At 73.6% G+C, this 14,190-nt stretch carries 12 protein-coding genes; 1 reads left to right on the top strand and 11 read right to left on the bottom strand.

Annotation, left to right across the window (positions count from 1 at the left end; all coding sequences use genetic code 11):
• Positions 1-339: 339 nt before the first annotated feature.
• The 6 genes from ACIQWR_RS28945 to ACIQWR_RS28920 form a co-directional block, all read right to left on the bottom strand.
• Positions 340-1,119 (bottom strand): endonuclease/exonuclease/phosphatase family protein, encoded by a 780-nt coding sequence (locus ACIQWR_RS28945; protein ID WP_404015371.1) that lies wholly within the window; start codon positions 1,117-1,119, stop codon positions 340-342.
• Positions 1,120-1,191: 72 nt separating this feature from the next.
• On the bottom strand, positions 1,192-2,133 hold the full coding sequence (locus ACIQWR_RS28940) for an ROK family glucokinase (protein ID WP_404015368.1): 942 nt from the start codon (positions 2,131-2,133) through the stop codon (positions 1,192-1,194).
• Positions 2,134-2,195: 62 nt separating this feature from the next.
• The gene (locus tag ACIQWR_RS28935) at positions 2,196-2,663 is read right to left on the bottom strand and encodes a DUF5304 domain-containing protein (RefSeq protein ID WP_404015364.1); all 468 of its coding nucleotides are present in this window, start codon (positions 2,661-2,663) and stop codon (positions 2,196-2,198) included.
• Between the two features lie 71 nt (positions 2,664-2,734).
• Positions 2,735-3,958, bottom strand: a complete 1,224-nt coding sequence (locus tag ACIQWR_RS28930) for an ArsA-related P-loop ATPase (protein ID WP_404015361.1) — start codon at positions 3,956-3,958, stop codon at positions 2,735-2,737.
• 68 nt (positions 3,959-4,026) lie between these two features.
• Complete coding sequence (locus tag ACIQWR_RS28925; RefSeq protein WP_385780933.1) at positions 4,027-4,467, bottom strand: SRPBCC family protein; 441 nt, start codon at positions 4,465-4,467, stop codon at positions 4,027-4,029.
• A gap of 105 nt (positions 4,468-4,572) precedes the next feature.
• On the bottom strand, positions 4,573-5,400 hold the full coding sequence (locus ACIQWR_RS28920) for a metallophosphoesterase (protein WP_404015359.1): 828 nt from the start codon (positions 5,398-5,400) through the stop codon (positions 4,573-4,575).
• A 240-nt stretch (positions 5,401-5,640) separates the two neighbouring features.
• Here ACIQWR_RS28920 and ACIQWR_RS28915 point away from each other — a divergent pair, with 240 nt between their 5' ends.
• A complete protein-coding gene (locus ACIQWR_RS28915; RefSeq protein ID WP_404015356.1) occupies positions 5,641-7,437 on the top strand; it encodes an AMP-dependent synthetase/ligase in 1,797 nt (598 codons plus the stop codon).
• 50 nt (positions 7,438-7,487) lie between these two features.
• Here the strand turns inward: ACIQWR_RS28915 and ACIQWR_RS28910 are convergent, their stop codons facing one another.
• The 5 genes from ACIQWR_RS28910 to ACIQWR_RS28890 all read right to left on the bottom strand — a co-directional run bounded on the left by ACIQWR_RS28910 (position 7,488) and on the right by ACIQWR_RS28890 (position 13,967).
• Positions 7,488-9,104, bottom strand: a complete 1,617-nt coding sequence (locus ACIQWR_RS28910; RefSeq protein WP_404015354.1) for a GMC oxidoreductase — start codon at positions 9,102-9,104, stop codon at positions 7,488-7,490.
• A 146-nt stretch (positions 9,105-9,250) separates the two neighbouring features.
• Complete coding sequence (locus ACIQWR_RS28905; protein ID WP_404015351.1) at positions 9,251-10,393, bottom strand: glycosyltransferase family 4 protein; 1,143 nt, start codon at positions 10,391-10,393, stop codon at positions 9,251-9,253.
• A gap of 19 nt (positions 10,394-10,412) precedes the next feature.
• Entirely contained in the window at positions 10,413-11,537 is a 1,125-nt protein-coding gene (locus tag ACIQWR_RS28900) for a hypothetical protein (RefSeq protein WP_404015348.1), read from the bottom strand.
• 119 nt (positions 11,538-11,656) lie between these two features.
• The gene (locus tag ACIQWR_RS28895) at positions 11,657-12,694 is read right to left on the bottom strand and encodes an NlpC/P60 family protein (protein ID WP_404015346.1); all 1,038 of its coding nucleotides are present in this window, start codon (positions 12,692-12,694) and stop codon (positions 11,657-11,659) included.
• A 241-nt stretch (positions 12,695-12,935) separates the two neighbouring features.
• Entirely contained in the window at positions 12,936-13,967 is a 1,032-nt protein-coding gene (locus tag ACIQWR_RS28890; protein WP_399266877.1) for an NlpC/P60 family protein, read from the bottom strand.
• Positions 13,968-14,190 lie beyond the last annotated feature (223 nt).

Genomic DNA, 14,190 nt, shown 5'->3' with positions numbered 1-14,190 from the left:
CGACCGATCCCAGCCCGCCCGGCGTCTGAGGGCACCGCAGACCCCCGCCACGATCAGCCCGCCCGGCGTTTGAGGGCGCCACCGGGCCGCAGGCAGGGACGAAAACCCGAGCCCAATCCAGCCCGCCCGGCGATTGAGGGCACCCGCCGGAGGCGCCCCCGCGGCCGCAGGCATGCACGAGAGCCCGGGCACGTATCAGCCCGCCCGGCGATTGAGGGCACCACCGGCCGGGGGCATGCACGAGAGCCCGGGCCCGATCCAGCCCGCCCGGCGATTGAGGGCAGGGGCGGCGCGGGGCCGGGGCCCGAGGGAGGTCGTCGGGGCACCGGACGGGGGCGGCTACCCCGCCGGCAGGCGAAGGGCGGCCAGGACCGGGTAGTGGTCCGTCGCCGCGCGGAGGTCCGCGACGCTGACCCCGGGCAGCCCCACCGGGACCCCGCCCCCCAGGACCTCCACCCCCCGCGAAGCGAACACCGCGTCGATGCGCCGCCCGGGACCCCCCGCCCGCACCCACGTGTGCTCCCCGCCCCACGGCGCCACCGCCCAGCAGTCCTGCAGCTCCCCCGCCAGCCGCCGGAAGGCGGACCCCTCGGGCCCCTCGTTGATGTCACCGGCGGCCACCACGTAGGGGACGTCCATCCCGGCCAGCCGCTCCAGCAGCATCCCCGCCTGCGCGTACCGCTCCTCCGCCCGCAGGGACAGGTGCGCACTGAGCACCCCCACCCGCACGCCCCCGATCCGTACCACGGCCGTCGCGAAGCCCCGCCGGTGCTCCCCGGGGCGCAGCGGCAGCAGCACGTCCTGCGTGCGTTCGACGAAGGCCCGCAGCGAGCACAGCAGCAGCGGCCCGGCCGCCGTCGCGCCCCCGCTCAGGACCACCAGGTCCGTCTTCGAGGCGAGGCGCGCCGCGTGTTTGCGCCAGCGGAAGAACCGCGGGGCCTCCTGGATGAAGACCAGGTCGGGGGCGCACGCCCGGATGACCCGGACCAGCGCTTCCTCGTCGTCGCGCAAGGAGCGCACGTTGTACCCGAGCACCCGGACCACGGCGGAGCCGTCCGGTTCGGTGCGCGAGCACGGCAACGGCGCCACGGCCGCGGGCAGGTCCACAGGCAGGTCCATGCGGGCCAACCTACGCAGCTGCCCGCCGCTCCCCCAGGGGGCGCGACGGGCAGACGTACGTGCGGTGCGGGCTCAGCCCTGGCGGGCCAGGTCGGCCGCGCCGACGAGTCCGGCCTTGCCGCCGAGCTGGGCGGCAAGGACCTGCGCGTGCGGACGCCAGGCGCCGCCGATCAGCCAGCGCTTGAAGGACTTGCGGATCGGGTCGAGGACGAGGTCGCCCTCGTCCGAGACGCCGCCGCCCACGATGAAGGCGGACGGGTCGAAGAGGGAGGCCAGGTCGGCCAGACCGGCTCCGGCCCAGCGGGCCAGCTCGCGGAAGGAGTCGATAGCCACCAGGTCGCCCGCACGCGCGGCCTCGCTGATGTGCTTGCCCTCGATGCCCTCGGGGGTGCCGTCGCCGAGCGCGAGCAGGATCGCCGCGTTCTCGGGGGTGGCGTTGGCCCGCTGCCGGGCGTACCGGACGAGCGCGCGCCCGGAGGCGTACTGCTCCCAGCAGCCCTGGCTGCCGCAGCCGCACAGCAGGCCGTCGGGGACGACCCGGATGTGGCCGAATTCGGCGGCGACACCGAAGCGTCCGCGGCGCAGCTTGTTGCCGATGATGATGCCGCCGCCCAGGCCCGTGCCCAGGGTGATGCAGATGACGTCGTCGTGGCCCTGGCCCGCGCCGAAGCGGTACTCGCCCCAGGCGGCGCAGTTGGCGTCGTTCTCGACGACGACCGGCAGGCCGATGCGCTGCTCGACCTTGTCCTTGAGCGGCTCGTGGCGCCAGTCGATGTTGGGTGCGAAGAGCACGGTCGCGCGCTTGTCGTCGACGTATCCGGCGGCGCCGATGCCGACGGCGTCGATGGTGTGGCTGCTGCCGACTTCGGACACTGCGGCGCAGATCGCGTCGGTCACGCCGTCCGCGGTCGGCGGGGTGGGCACCTTGTACGTCTCAAGGATGGTGCCCTCTTCGTCGACCACGCCGGCCGCGATCTTCGTGCCGCCGATGTCGACGCCGATGGTGAGTCCCATTAGTCCCTCGGTTTCCGGTCAAACCCCGCCGGGGCCCACGGTACCCGAGCGCTGGACGAGAGTCAGTCGAGATCGATGCGCTCGCCGGGACCGGATCCGGCCCCGCCGTCCTCGCCCTTGGGGCCGGATCCGGCCCCGGGGTCCGTGCGCGGCGAGGGCTCGTCCCGCGTCCAGCGGCGCTCGTGGCCCTCGACGGCCGTGCGGTAGGCGGCCAGCAGCTCGGAGCCCGCGGCGGCCAGGTGGTCGAAGACCTCGGGGTTGCGCTCGATCACGGGCTTGACGGCGCTCTTGGCCTGGCTGACGAACTGGCGGGCGGCGCCCTGCGCGGCCGTGCCGATCAGCGGGTTGCCCAGCCCGGCGACCTTGTCGGCGACGGCCTCGAAGAGCTTGAAGAGTTCCTCGGCGGGGCTCCCGGTCCCGGAACCTCCCCCGCCCTGCGAGCGGCGGCGTTCGCGCTCGGCGGCCAGGTCCTCGGCGCACGCCCTGGCCCAGGCGTCGTCGTCTGCGGGACGGTCGGTGGCCTCGCTCATGGCGGACTCTCCTGGGCAGGCTGCGGGGCGGTGGGAACACTCTCGACGGTACCCGAACGGCGGCACCGCGTTCAGGGCGTAAGCGGCCACTGACCCGGGTCCGGGGTGAAGCGGATGCGCAGGGTCCCCTCGTGCAGGCCCGCGCCCGTGACGGTGCACCGGCGCAGCGCCGACGGCAGCGAAACGATCCTGCGGAACGGGCCCGCCGTCAGCAGCAGCTCGTCCCCGCGCCGCACCAGGTCCAGGTCCCGCTTGGTCGCCCCCGGCAGCGGCACCACCCAGACGAGCACCCCGTCCTCGGTCAGCCGGTCCTCGACCGCCCACGGCACGCGCGGCCCCGCGGGTACGTCCGCCAGCTCGCCGCGCGCGTCCAGCGCGGCCAGGTCCCGCGGCCCCCGCGGGTCCGCGCCCAGGTGCTCCAGGGCGGGCCGGGCCGCGTCGGGGAGGTCCCCGGCCCAGGTGGTGACGTACTTGTCCTGCTGCGCGGCCAGTCCGGCCAGCCAGGGGTCCGCGCTGTCACGGGGGACCAGCCGGTTGGCCACGACCGCCCCGACGGGCAGCTCGTGCAGGGCCAGGCCGAGCAGCCCGAGCCGCAGCGCGCCGTCGGCGCCCGGTCCCGGCTCGGCGACCATCCGTACGGAGGTGGTGTCCGCCTCCACCACGGCCTGGACGCCGGCCAGCTCCTCGTCCCAGCGCGCGGCCGCCTCGTACAGCCACTGCGCGGGCATCGGTACGCCCGCCAGCTGGGCCAGTACGGGCCGCAGCGCCCGGGCCGCCTGCCGCTGGGCGGGCAGCAGCCGGGCCAGGTAGCGGCGCAGCTGGGCCGGGAGCGCGAGGGTGGCGATGGCCTGGTGGACGGGCGGCATGTCGACCACGACCAGGTCGAAGGCGCCCGCCGCGGCGGCCCCGGCCGCCCGCCGCAGGGCGCGCAGCAGGGCGAACTGTTCGGCGCCGGGGAGTTCGGTGAGCTCCTCGCCGCCCAGCGGCCGTGCCCCGAGCATCCCGAGAACGGTGGAGCCGCGCTCCTGGAGGCTGACCAGCTCGGCGCGGAACTCGTCCGCGGAGTCGATCCGGGCGGCCCACAGGCCGTCCTCGGCGACGGGGACCGCGGTGAGTCCGGGGGCCGCCTCGACCGGTGCCCCGAGGGCCGGGCCCAGGAGGGCGCCCAGCGGGTCGCCGGGGTCCCCGGAGAGGACCAGCGTCCGCCGGCCGCGCCGGGCCGCCGCGAGGGCGGTGGCGGCGGCGACGGTGGTGCGTCCCGCCCCGCCGGGGCCGGTGATCAGCAAGGTGTGCACGAGCGACGGCTCCGGTTCGGTACGGCGACTACGTCAGGTACGGCGGGGCCGCGGAGGGGCCGGCGGGCTCAGACGGCTTCGACGCGCTTCTTCAGGCCCGCCAGCGCGCGGTCGATGATGACCTTCTCGGCCTTGCGCTTGATCATGCCGAGCATCGGGATCTTGACGTCCACGGTCAGCTGGTAGGTGACCTCGGTCCGCTTGCCCCCGTCCAGCGGGGCCAGTCGGTAGGAGCCGTCGAGCTGGCGCAGCATCTGCGACTTGTCGAGGGTCCAGCTGACCTCGTCCGCACCCTTCCAGGTGTAGTTGAGGGTGTGGTCGTCCTTGATCGCCCCGGCGTCGAGCAGCAGGCGCACCTTCTCGGCACGGCCCGCGGCGTCGGCGGCCAGCACCTCGGCCTCCTTCACCTCGCCGGTCCACTCGGGATAGCGCGCGAAGTCCGCGATCACGGCCATGACGTCAGCCGGCGCCGCTTCGATCGTGATGCTCGAGCTGGTGTGTTCCGCCATCGCGGGCGCTCCTCCGGGCTGGTCTCACCTCCCAGCGGCAGCTGGGGAAGTTCAGAAGTGTGGCGGCCTACGGCCGCCGCGTGAAGGCTACCGCGCGGGTGGACCTCACCACTCCAGGACCCATGGCCTCCCCGTGGCCGCGAAGTGCCCGACGTTCACGCACTCGGTGGCGCCGATCCGCATCCGGCGGGCCAGCGGCTGGTGCACGTGCCCGAACAGGGCGTAGCGGGGGCGGGTCCGGCGGATGGCGTCGAGGAGGGCCGCGCTGCCGCGCTCGAAGCGGCGGGCGACGGTGTCGTAGCAGAGCTCGGGGACCTCGGGCGGGATGTGCGAGCAGAGCACGTCGACCTCGCCGATCGCCTCGACCTTGGCCGCGTACTCCTCCAGGTCCACCTCGTACGGGGTGCGCATCGGGGTGGGCAGGCCGCCGCCGACGAAGCCGAAGACCCGGCCGCCGATCTCCACGCGCTCGCCGTCCAGGACGGTGGTGCCGGGGCGGGCGTACTGCGGCCAGAGCGCGGGGATGTCGACGTTGCCGTAGGTGGCGTAGGTGGGGGTGGGGAAGGCGGCGAACATCTCCTCGTACTGCCGGCGCACCGCGCCCTCGATGACCTGCTCGCGGTCCAGGCCGGCCCACAGCTCGCGGCCCAGCGCGCGGGCCTCGTCGAAGCGGCGCTCGGTGCGCAGGGCCACGATCCGGTCGGCGTTCTCCACGCCGAAGAGGTCCGGGAAGATGCCGCGCGAATGGTCGGCGTAGTCCAGGAAGAGGACCAGGTCGCCCAGGCAGATCAGGGCGTCCGCGCCCTCGCCGGCCCGGGCGAGCGCCTCCGCGTTGCCGTGCACGTCACTGACGACGTGCACCCGGCTGACCCGTGTGCCGCTCTTGATCCCTTTGCGCTCCGTGCGCTCGTTGCCGCTTTTCGTACCACCCATGACGTCACCCTAGGGGCGTGCGGGAACGGGGCATAGACGGGGTGGGGAGGATCTCGTACAGCTGCCCGGACCTGCGGTTACTTCCGAGTCGTGGAAGGCGTCGACTAATGTCGGCCCGGTATGGCCGTGTCATGTGACGCACGGAACATCTGGCCGGTTCCCCCTATCGGGAACCCACTACTCGTGGGTAACGTCCGGTCGGTCCACATGGTGGCGATGGCGCCCAGAGGAGCAGCAGTCTTGCGCGAGTTCAGCCTTCCGGCCCTGTACGAGGTCCCGTCGGACGGGAACCTGACGGATCTCATCCGCCGCAACGCCGCTCAGCATCCGCAGACCGCCGTCATGGCGCGCAAGGTCGGCAGCGGCTGGCAGGACGTGACCGCCACCGAGTTCCTGGCCGAGGTCCGGGCCACGGCCAAGGGCCTGATCGCGGCCGGCGTGCGGCCCGGCGACCGGGTCGCGCTCATCTCGCGCACCCGCTACGAGTGGGTGCTGATCGACTTCGCGATCTGGAGCGCGGGCGCCGTCACGGTCCCCGTGTACGAGACCAGCTCGCCCGAGCAGATCCAGTGGATCCTCGGCGACTCCGGCGCGAGCGCCGTGATCGTCGAGAGCCCGGGCCACAGCGCGTCCGTCGACGCCCTGCGCGACCGGCTCCCCGAGCTGCGCGACGTCTGGGAGATCGAGGCGGGCGCCCTGGAGACCCTGCGCGCCGCGGGCGCCGGGGTCACCGACGCCGAGGTCGACGAGCGCAGCGGCCTCGCGAACGCCGACGACCCGGCCACGATCGTCTACACCTCGGGCACCACCGGCCGCCCCAAGGGCTGCGTGCTGAGCCACCGCAACTTCTTCGCCGAGTGCGGCAACGTGGTGGAGCGGCTCAGCCCGCTCTTCCGCACCGGCGAGTGCTCGGTCCTGCTCTTCCTCCCGGCGGCCCACGTGTTCGGCCGCCTGGTCGAGGTGGCCGCCGTACTGGCCCCCATCCGGCTGGGCTGCGTACCGGACATCAAGAACCTGACCGACGAGCTCCAGTCCTTCCGGCCGACCCTCATCCTGGGTGTGCCGCGGGTCTTCGAGAAGGTCTACAACTCGGCGCGCGCCAAGGCGCAGGCCGACGGCAAGGGCAAGATCTTCGACGCGGCGGCCGAGACCGCCATCGCCTACAGCCGCGCGCTGGACACCCCGGGCGGCCCGTCCTTCGGGCTCAAGCTCAAGCACAAGGTCTTCGCCAAGCTCGTCTACAGCAAGCTGCACACGGTGCTGGGCGGGCGCGGCGAGTACGCGATCTCCGGCGGCGCCCCGCTGGGCGAGCGGCTCGGCCACTTCTTCCGCGGGATCGGCTTCACGGTGCTGGAGGGCTACGGCCTGACCGAGTCGTGCGCCGCGACCGCCTTCAACCCGTGGGACCGGACGAAGATCGGTACGGTCGGCCAGCCGCTGCCGGGATCGGTCGTGCGCATCGCGGACGACGGCGAGGTGCTGCTGCACGGCGAGCACGTCTTCCAGGAGTACTGGAAGAACGAGACGGCGACCGCCGAGGCGCTGGCCGACGGCTGGTTCCGCACGGGCGACGTCGGCACCCTCGACGAGGACGGCTACCTCACGATCACCGGGCGCAAGAAGGAACTCATCGTCACCGCGGGCGGCAAGAACGTCGCTCCCGCGGTGATCGAGGACCGGATCCGTGCCCACGCGCTGGTCGCCGAGTGCATGGTGGTCGGCGACGCGAGGCCGTTCGTGGCCGCGCTGGTGACCATCGACGAGGAGTTCCTCGGCCGCTGGGCCGCGGAGCACGGCAAGCCCGCGGGTTCGACGGCGGCTTCGCTGCGTGAGGACGCGGACCTCAACGCCGCCGTCCAGCAGGCCGTGGACGACGGCAACGCGGCGGTTTCCAAGGCGGAATCGGTGCGGAAATTCCGCATTCTGCCCTCCCAGTTCACGGAGGAGTCGGGCCACCTGACGCCCTCGCTGAAGCTGAAGCGCAACGTGGTGGCGAAGGACTTCGCGGACGAGGTCGAGGCCCTCTACCGGGGCTGATCCCCCGGCCGGGCCGGCCCTTGGCCGCGATGGCGGTGGCGGTGGCGGTGCTAGCGCGGGTCCTCGGCGAGGATCCGCGCCATGTTCCGCTCGGCGAGCGCGGTGATGGTGACGAAGGGGTTCACCCCGAGCGAGCCGGGCACCAGCGAGCCGTCGACGACGTACAGCCCCTGGTAGCCCTTGGCCCGGCCGTAGTCGTCGGTGGCGGCGCCCAACACGCAGCCGCCGAGCGGGTGGTAGGTGAAGTTGTCGGCGAAGTTCTTGTTGTCGCCGAACAGGTCGTAGCGGTAGATCGTGAAGTTGGCCCGGTTGATCCGGTCGAAGAGCCGCTTGGCGGCGTTCACGGACGGGGTGTTCTGGTCCCGGGTCCACTGGAGCTTCGCCGAGTCGCTGGCCGCGTCGTAGGTGAAGTGGCCGCGCTCGGGGTTCTTGGTGATCGCCAGGTACATCGATATCCAGTGCTCGAACCCCATCGGCAGCGGGGCGATCTCGGCGAAGACCGGGTTCGAGGCGTTGTCCCAGTCGTCGATGCCCAGCGCGGGCATGGTGGCCTGGTTGGCGCCGACGGTGTCCCAGAGGTGGTTGGCCCGGGCGGTCATCACGTTGCCGTTGTGGCCCCAGCCGCGGCCGACCTCCCCGCTGAGCGCGGGCAGCGCGCCGGTCTCGCGGGCGCGCAGCAGGATCTCGGTGGTGCCGAGGCTGCCCGCGCCCAGGAAGAGCTGCCTGCACCCCAGTTCGCGGGTCCGGGTGACCCGCCCGGTCAGGTCGCTGCTCTGGACGGTCAGGACGTAGCCCCCGGCCGGGTCCGGGCGTACGGCGACCACGCGCTGCATGGTCTCGATGGTGACGTTGCCGGTGCCCAGGGCGGCGGCGAGGTAGGTCTTGTCGACGCTCTTCTTGCCGTGGTTGTTGCCGTAGATCACCTCGCCCGCGAGCGCGGACCTGGTGGCGGTGCCCGCCGCCTCGCGCTTCATGTACTCGAAGTCGTAGACGTTGGGCACGAAGGTGGTCTTCAGGCCGGTGTTCTGGGCGTGCTTGCGGGAGATCCGGGCGAAGCGGTACCACTCGGTGGACTCGAACCAGGACGGGTCGATGTCGTTGACGCCGAGCATCTGGCGGGCCCGCGGGTAGTAGGTGCCGTACATCTCGTCGGCGTCGACCCGGGGCAGCACCTCGGTGAAGTACGAGCGCTTGGGGGTCGGCGCCATGCCGCCGTTGACGAGGGAGCCGCCGCCGACGCCGCGGCCGACGTAGACGGACATGTCGCCGTAGTTCACCCGGTCCAGGACGCCCGGGTAGGGGCTGATGTCGCGGTTGACCACGTCGAGCCAGAGGAACTGGGCGAGCGGGGCCTCGGTGCGCGTGCGGTACCACATGGAGCGCTGGTCGGGCGCGGAGGTGGAGGGGAAGACCTTGCCGTCGGGGCCCGGGGTGTCCCAGAGCCGGCCCATTTCGAGGACGACGGTGCGCACGCCCGCCTGTCCGAGCCGCAGGGCGGCCACGGCGGAGCCGTAGCCGGAGCCGACGACGATGGCGGGGGCGTACTGCGCGGCGGCGGGTTCGGCGGCGGCCGCGGAGGACAGTCCGATCCTGGTGAACCCGAGTGCCGCGGCGGTCTGGAGGGCGCCGATCCCCAGGAGGTGACGGCGCGTCAGCTGTGATGTCATGGTCGCATCATGGGCGGAATGCTATCGTCCACCCAGACGTCGTATTGACAGATTTCTGAGTGACAGTCAGATATGGCCGGGACCGGCCTTGTTACGGCCTGTACGCGATCATCGCGATCGCCTCGATCGCCTCGATCACTTCGGTGTCACAGCAGCCCGCGCAGCCGGTCCGCCAGCAGGTCCCAGCGCCACCGCTCCTCCACCCAGGCCCGGCCCCGCTCCCCCATCGCCCGGGCCAGCGCCGGATCGCGCAGCAGCGTGACGATCCGCTCCGCCGCGTCGGTCGCGGAGCCGCCCCGGACCACCCAGCCCGTCTCCCCGTCCAGCACCGCGTCCGGCGCGCCCCCGGAGTCCCCCGCGACCACCGGCAGGCCCGTCGCCGAGGCCTCCAGGTAGACGATCCCGAGGCCCTCCACGTCCAGCCCGCCCCGCCGGGTCCGGCACGGCATCGCGAAGACGTCCCCCGCCCCGAAGTGCGCGGGCAGCTCCCCCCACGGCAGGGCCCCGGTGAACCGCACCGAGTCCGTGACCCCGCTCGACGCGGCCAGCGCCCGCAGCGCGCCCTCGTACGGGCCGCCGCCCACGATCAGCAGCACCGTGCCCGGCACCTCGGCCAGGATCAGCGGCAGCGCCCGGATCAGGGTGTCCTGGCCCTTGCGCGGCACCAACCGGGACACGCACACCACCACCGGGCGGTCCGTCAGCCCCAGCCGGGCCCGGATCAGGTCGCCGCCCGACCCGGGGTGGAAGGTCTTCTCGTCGACCCCGGGCGGCAGCCGCACCATCCGCGCCGCCGCCGCCGCGCTCAGCGCGCCCGCGATCCGCGACCGGGTGTACTCGCCGAGGTAGGTGACCGTGTCCGTGCCCTCGCCGATCCGGTGCAGCAGGCCGCGGGCGCCGGGCAGCTGGGCCCAGCCCGCCTCGTGCCCGTGCGTGGTCGCCACCACCCGGCGGGCGCCCGCCCGGCGCAGCGCCGGACCCATCAGCCCGAGGGGGGCGGCGGCCCCGAACCAGACCGACTCGCAACCGTGTTCGCGCAGCAGGACGGTGGCCCGGCGGGTGACCCGGGGGGTGGGCAGCAGCATCGTCGCGCCGTCCCGCACGACGGGGAAGGGCTGCGCCGCGTCGAAGGCGGCGGTGGCCGCGGCGCCCTCCGCGCCCCGCTTCCAGGTGGAGGCGTAGACGACGACCCGGTCCGGGTCCAGGCGCAGCGCCATGTTGTGGAGGAAGGCCTGGATGCCACCCGGGCGTGGCGGGAAATCGTTGGTCACGATCAGCGTCTTGTGCATCGTGCGGCGAGGCTACCGCTCACCGCAGCTCCTCCCGCAGGGTCGATTGCCACGTTTGGGTGAGGTTTGGGAGGTCGGTGTCCAGGCTGCTCCGCAGGGCCGTCGACAGCGGATTCCGGCCGGCTTCGACATAGAGCCTGACCAGGGCCGCCTCGCCCCAGCGGTCCGCGATCAAGCGGCAGGCCAACCAGGCCCCTTCGTAGGCGCGGGCCATCGCCTGCGCGTCACCCCCGAAGGTGAACGCCTCGTTCGGGGGGAGCGCGGACGGAAGTTCACCCCGGCCCACGGACCGGCGCAGGGTCGGTGCGGCCTCCGCCGGGGTGCGCCCGGTCGAGCGGTACGCCGCCCAGTCCGCGAAGCCCTCGGAGAGCCACAGCGGGGTCGAGGCGGTGGTCGCGGAGCGGGTGGCGACGTGCGTGCTCTCGTGGGTGATGACCACCTGGCGACCCAGCTCGCTGAGGCCCTCGTACGCCTGCGGGTTGACCACCACCCGGTCCGCCGGGGCCGGGTCCACGCCCACCAGCCCGTTGGTCACCGCCGCCAGTCCCCGGTAGGCGTCGGCGGGCCGCCCCAACAGGGCGGCCATCGCGTCCACGTCCGCGGGGACCACGACCACCAGCCGGCCCGCCCACGGCCGCGGCCAGGCCGCGCCGACCGCGGGCACGGCCCGCCCCGCGACCACCGCGATCTCCTCCAGGCTCTCCCGGGAGCGCCCCCGACCGCCCAGCACCAGCGCCCGCTCCCCGCGCACCACGGACACCGGCCCCTGGTCCCACAGCTGCGGCAGGGCCCCGGGAGCGGGCCGGTCACCGGTGACGTGCCAGCCGCCGGAGTCCTCCCCCAGCGTCAGGGAGCGGGCCGAGCCCGCCGGGGCGGAGTCGTAGCCGGTGAGCCGGTAGCGCAGCTCCGCGCGCACGGAGGCCCGGGCGCCGTCCCGGCGCACCGAGGTGACCTCGTAGCTCCAGCCCTCCAGCGGGACCGCGGCGAGCGCCGCGGGCGGCCGGGCCGACCAGGCGGACACCGCCGCCCTGACGGCCCGCTCGGCGCCGTCGGGCGGCGCCCCGGGTCGGGTGCAGCCGGACCCGCAGGCCAACAGCAGCACGGCCAGCAGCGGGAGCAGCGCGCGTAGGGGACCCCGGACCATCCGGCGATCGTACGCGCGCGCCACGCACCCCGAGCACGGGAAGCACCACGGGCACCACGGGCGCCGGCGCCCCAGGCACCGGCGCCCCGGGAGCCGCTCACCCCCGGGACGCGGTCACCTCAGGGTCGGGTCACCGAGGACACCGGCATCATCCCGACGGGGTCGTACCGCACGGCGGCCCCCGGGTAGGGGGCGTGCACCACCTGGCCGTTGCCGACGTACATGCCCACGTGGCTCGCGTCCGAGCGGTAGGTCACCAGGTCACCCGGTCGGGCCTCGGAGAGGGAGACCCTGCGGCCCGCGTGCCGCTGCTCCTGCGAGGTCCGCGGCAGCGAGACGCCCGCCTGCCGGTAGGACCACACCATCAGCCCGGAACAGTCGAAGCCGGAGGGCCCGGTGGCCCCCCAGACGTACGGGCGCCCGACCGCGGCCCGGGCCGCCATCACGGCGGTCGCGGCGCGTCCCGAGGAGGCGGCGCCGGAGCCGGGGAGTTCGGGCAGCGCGTCGGCGCGCCCGCCGGAGCGCGAAGAGCGCTCGAAGGAGGCCCGCTCCTCGGTCGGCATCGCGTTCAGCAGCCGCCGGGCCGCGGCGAGCTTGGCGGTCACGGAGCGCTTCTGGCGCGCCGTGTCGGCCCGCAGCTCGTCGAGTTCGGCGAGCTTGCCCGAGGCGACGTGCCGCTCCTGGTCCAGCTTGCGCTGCTCCTCGCGCAGTTCGTCGAGCTGGCGGGTCTGGCGGCCGGTCAGCCGGTCGAGGGCACTGGCCTTGTCGAGGTACTCGTCGGGGTCCTCGGAGAGCATCAGCTCGACGGCCGGGTCGAGGCCGCCGGACTTGTACTGGGCCCCGGCGAAGCTGCCGAGCACCCCGCGCATGGTGTTGATCCGGTCCTGGCCGCGCGCCACGGCGTCCTGGGCGCGCAGCACCTCGGCGCGCAGCTTCGCGCTGCGCTCGCCCGCCGCGTTGAACCGCTCGGTGGCCTGCTCGGCCTCCTCGAACAGCCGGTCCACCTGGGCCCGGCTCCCGCCGGGCGGGTCGGCGGGGGCCGCGCTGGCCGGTACGCCGGTCATCGCGACCGCGGCGGTGGCCGCGGCGGCGGTCAGGACCGTGACCCTGCTGTTCCGGTCGTGGCCCGTGGGCGCGGGCCGGCGATGGGATGCCACGTGGAGCCGCCCTTCCGCTAGCGCGGGGCCCGGGTCCGCCCCCCGTGGACGGCCGTGTGCCGGGTTCCGCGCTGGCAGACAGTAGCGGCGCGACCACGCCCCGACCAACGACCGCCGGTGGGCACGCACAGTGACGCCCCGCCTATGACGCAGGTCACCGGCGGGGCGAGGGGGCGGCGCGCGCCCCGGTAATTCGCCCGGATGGGCGGTGTTCGGGGCGCGCCGCGAAGTCAGTGGGTGTCTAGCCGGAGACCCGGACGCCGAACTGGAAGGGCATGTTGGCGACGGCCTCGTACTTCACGCCGCCGCGCGGGTTGGAGGCGTGCAGGGTCATGCCGTTGCCCGCGTACAGGCCGACGTGGTGCAGGTCGTCGTAGAAGAGGATCAGGTCGCCCGGCTGGAGTTCGCTCAGGCTCAGGCGGCGGCCCGCGTTCGCCTGGTCGTAGGTGACGCGCGGGATGTCCACACCGGCCTGGCCGTAGGCCCACTGGGTCAGCCCCGAGCAGTCCCACGAGTCGGGGCCCGTGTCGCCCATGTGGTAGGCGTCGCCGAGCTGCTGCTTGGCGTATTCCAGGGCGGCTCCGGCCCGGCCCGAGCCCTTCGCCCCGCCGCCGGCGTTCGCCTTGTCGGCGGCGCCGCCGCTGGCGCGCTTCTCGTCGGTGCCGAGCTGCGAGCGCTGCTCCGCGGAGAGGGAGTTGAGGACCGCCTGCGCCTCGGCGAGCTTGTCCTGGGAGGCCTTCTTCTTCTCGTTCAGTTCCTTGCGGGTGGCGTCGAGGTCGGTGAGCTTGCCCGAGGCCTCCTGCCGCTTCTGCGCCAGGCTGCGCTGCTTGGCCTGGATCTTCTGGACGGCTTCGACCTGCTGGCCGCTCAACTGCTCCAGGGTGGACGCCTTGTCGAGGTAGTCGTCCGGGTTCGCGGAGAGGAACAGCGCCAGCGAGTTGTCGATGCCGCCGGTGCGGTACTGGGCGCTGGCCATCGAACCGAGTGCGGTGCGCAGGGTGTTGAGCTCGTCCTGCCCCTTCGCCACCTGGTCCTGGATCTGGCCGATCTCCTTCTCCAGCTTGTCCTGGCGCTCCTTGGCCCCGTTGGCCTTCTCGGTGGCCTGTTCGGCCTCCTCGTAGAGCGCGTCGACCTTGGCCTTGGCTTCGTCCTTGCTCGGCTGCGGGGCGGCGGAGGCGCCGTTGGCGGAGAGGACGACGGCCGCGGCGGCGGTGGCCGTCAGGACGGTCACGCGGAGGCGGCTCGGCTGCTTGGGTCGACGGTGGGACGCCACGGGGGCGAGCTCCTTCTTCCTAGAGCCACCGCAGTACGCACACTCGGCAGCCCCTCCGCCCGGCACCCCGAATGAGTGATCCATCGCACGAAGGTTTGGGCCGACCCTAGTGACCCTCCCGTGATCAGTTCAAATCCTGACGAGAAAAAAATCGGTCACCGACCAGCTTCTTTACCTACATCGCACGCCCCGTAGCGGTCACTTGACGGTACGTTCCGAAAAT

The organism is Streptomyces sp. NPDC098789, assembly GCF_044759975.1.
Classification (GTDB): Bacteria; Actinomycetota; Actinomycetes; order Streptomycetales; family Streptomycetaceae; genus Streptomyces.
The sequence above is the reverse complement of the archived record's forward strand: the minus strand, read 5'-3'. Positions and strand labels throughout refer to the sequence as shown.